The following is a 2,653-nucleotide window of genomic DNA, read 5'->3' as shown; positions in this document are numbered from 1 at the left end:
GGGCCGGACCACCAGCACCCCGACCGGATCCCACCGCCCGACGGGCATCCTGCTAGCGATCCGGCAGCCGCAGGACGTAGCCGACGCTGCGGATGGTGTGGATCAGCCGCGGCTCGACCGCGTCGACCTTGCGCCGGAGGTAGGAGACGTAGGACTCGACGATGCTGGAGTCGCCCCGGAAGTCGTAGTTCCAGACGTGGTCGAGGATCTGGGCCTTGGACAGCACCCGCCCGGCGTTGGTCATCAGGTAGCGCAGCAGCTTGAACTCGGTCGGCGACAGCTGCACCCGCTTGCCGGCCCGCCAGACCTCGTGGCTCTCGGTGTCCAGCTCCAGGTCGGCCGCGCGCAGCCGGGTCGGCGGCGGGGGCGGGCCGCCGGAGCCGGCCCGGCGCAGCACGGCGCGGATGCGGGCGATCACCTCCTCCAGGCTGAACGGCTTGGTGACGTAGTCGTCGCCGCCGATGGTCAGGCCGGTGACCTTGTCCTCGGTGGCGTCCTTGGCTGTGAGGAACAGCACCGGGGTGCGGGTGTCGCCCGAGCGGAGCCGCCTGGCCACGTCGAAGCCGTCCAGGTCGGGCAGCATCACGTCCAGGACGACCAGGTCGGGGCGGTGGCGCTGCACCGCCTGGAGGGCCTCCAGCCCACCGGTGGCCGTGGCCACCTCGAACCCGGCCAGGCGCAGGCTGGCCGACAGCAGCTCGAGGATGTTGGGCTCGTCCTCGACCACCAGCAGCCGAGCCTCCGGCGGTCGCCGCCGCTCGGCCATGGCCGACGGCTCACCCACGGTCGCCTCCCTTCCCGATGCCAGCTCGATCATCTCCCTCCCACGTGCGGCGGCGCGTACTGCATGCTGGTCGTGGATATAGCCCCCCTACCCGAAGTTCAGCTGGGAGCCACCTGTGAATCTGCTGTCAATCGGCGCCGGGACGACTCACAGCCGACTCCCGGTGCCTTCCAGGCTCGCTGTGACGGCAAGGACCCTGCCAGGCGTGCCAGAGATTTGCCAGAAACTGCGCGACACGCAACCTCGCGCCGCCCCACGCCCGACCCTCGGCACCGCCTTTCACCTGGGCGGTTGTGCGTGGAGGCGAGGTCACTGTGGGGCAGGTCGAACCCTCCGCGCATCGATGGCAAGGATGGGGTCAGGCAGTCGGCTCTACGTCCAGCAATCTTCGGTTACACCGCCCGCGGTGACTTGGTCGGCCACTAGCGGTTCGACACGCCCGACCCAACGGTCTTGGCGATCGCGCCATAGCTCCACGGCAGCCGAGAGTTGACCACGAGGGCTGCTCGTCTACACCACGACCACCCCAATCGCTCCACCGCCCTACAGCTTCTCCGACGCTGCCGTCTACCGACCAATTAGCGCCTGCTCGCGCACTTGTCATAAGGGATGAAGCTTCCCCGTTCGCTCTACGCTCGACCCGAATTCGTTCCGAGGACAGCAATGCACCAGGGTGCGACCCCTTCTTCGAGAGGCCGGTCACTACTGGTGACCCCGAGGCGTTCGTGCACAGAGTCCGGCCATCCTCTGTCAGCACAGCCCCCTCGCTTTGCCATGCGCAGCCTCGTATGGGCGTCACAGCAGAGGCTGCTGAGCTGGGGCGATGTGGTGCGGAGCATGGTGCTGGAGGGCACTGTGTGGGGGCCGCACTCGCTTCACACGCCAGAAGTCACGCCCCAGCGGCCGGATCTGCGCCAAGAAGTCGGTCCCGCCGCTGCGATTCGCCGCACGACCCGGACTCAACCGGCTATCGCGAGGGTCGGGCAACATCCGAAGCCGCATCCGCCAGCGTTGAGAGGCGTTTGTGGAGCTCGGTGGGGTTCGAATACGAGATACTGTGCTCCACCACACGACGCATCGGCAGGATTCCCGCTCGGGCCGTCACCCCACGCTCGTCTTGGCCCATGCCATGGCGTCCCGGCTTCGCGCGTTGGTTACCGCTTGGCGGGCAGTGAGCGGGCGTAGGCCGTGCCGAGTTCCACCCACTTGGCGAGGTGGCGTTTGGTGCGGAGGTCTTCCGGGCCGACTCGGAGCCATCCCTGCATCTGCCGGCCGCGCATCTCCATGGGTCGAGCGTTCGTCGTCGCGACCAGCGCATTCGACTCCGCCGGGTCGACGCGAACCAGCACGCCACCTTGGCCGCTTGCCGCCACGGCCATGTTGCCCCCGATCAGGAACGCGAGCCCACCGAACATCTTCTGTTCTGTGAGACCGGCTTCGCCGGCGATCAGCTCACGTATGCGATCAGCAAGGTTCTCGTCGTATGCCATGCAAGCGATGGTACGACACCGAGGGCACAGTCAAGCTGCGGTCGGACCAGCGAGCCAGCCGCGACGTTAGTTCCTCCAGCAGAACCCGGGTGCGGCGACCGCAGCGCCGAAGTAAGCGCCAACGCACGGCTGCGGCCGCCTGAAGGCCCGTGGGCTTGGCGGTGCAGCTAGGTCATCGCCGACACCCACCTGGGCCTGTGCCAAGCCGTGGCCGCGGTCATGGCCGGCGCGGCCCTCCCAGCGCTGCCGGGTCCACTTCCTCCGAGACGTCCTCGCCAGGGCGCCCAAGGCTCGGCCGAGATGGTCGCCGCGGCCATCGCTAGCCGGCGACGCGTGTGGTGTGATCTCTCCCTTGACGTCGCAGGGTTGGAGGTAGCCG

General features: G+C 68.3%; 2 protein-coding genes. Both read right to left on the bottom strand.

Going from position 1 to position 2,653, the window contains the following annotated elements; translation table 11 throughout:
- Positions 1-52: 52 nt before the first annotated feature.
- Positions 53-766: a response regulator transcription factor gene (locus VF468_02370; GenBank protein ID HEX5877157.1), complete on the bottom strand. Its 714-nt coding sequence runs from the start codon at positions 764-766 to the stop codon at positions 53-55.
- Between the two features lie 1,172 nt (positions 767-1,938).
- Complete coding sequence (locus VF468_02365) at positions 1,939-2,274, bottom strand: TfoX/Sxy family protein (GenBank protein HEX5877156.1); 336 nt, start codon at positions 2,272-2,274, stop codon at positions 1,939-1,941.
- Positions 2,275-2,653 lie beyond the last annotated feature (379 nt).

Source organism: Actinomycetota bacterium, from assembly GCA_036280995.1.
Classification (GTDB): Bacteria; Actinomycetota; CALGFH01; order CALGFH01; family CALGFH01; genus CALGFH01.
Note: the sequence above shows the minus strand (reverse complement) of the source record. Positions and strands in the feature narration are given on the sequence as shown.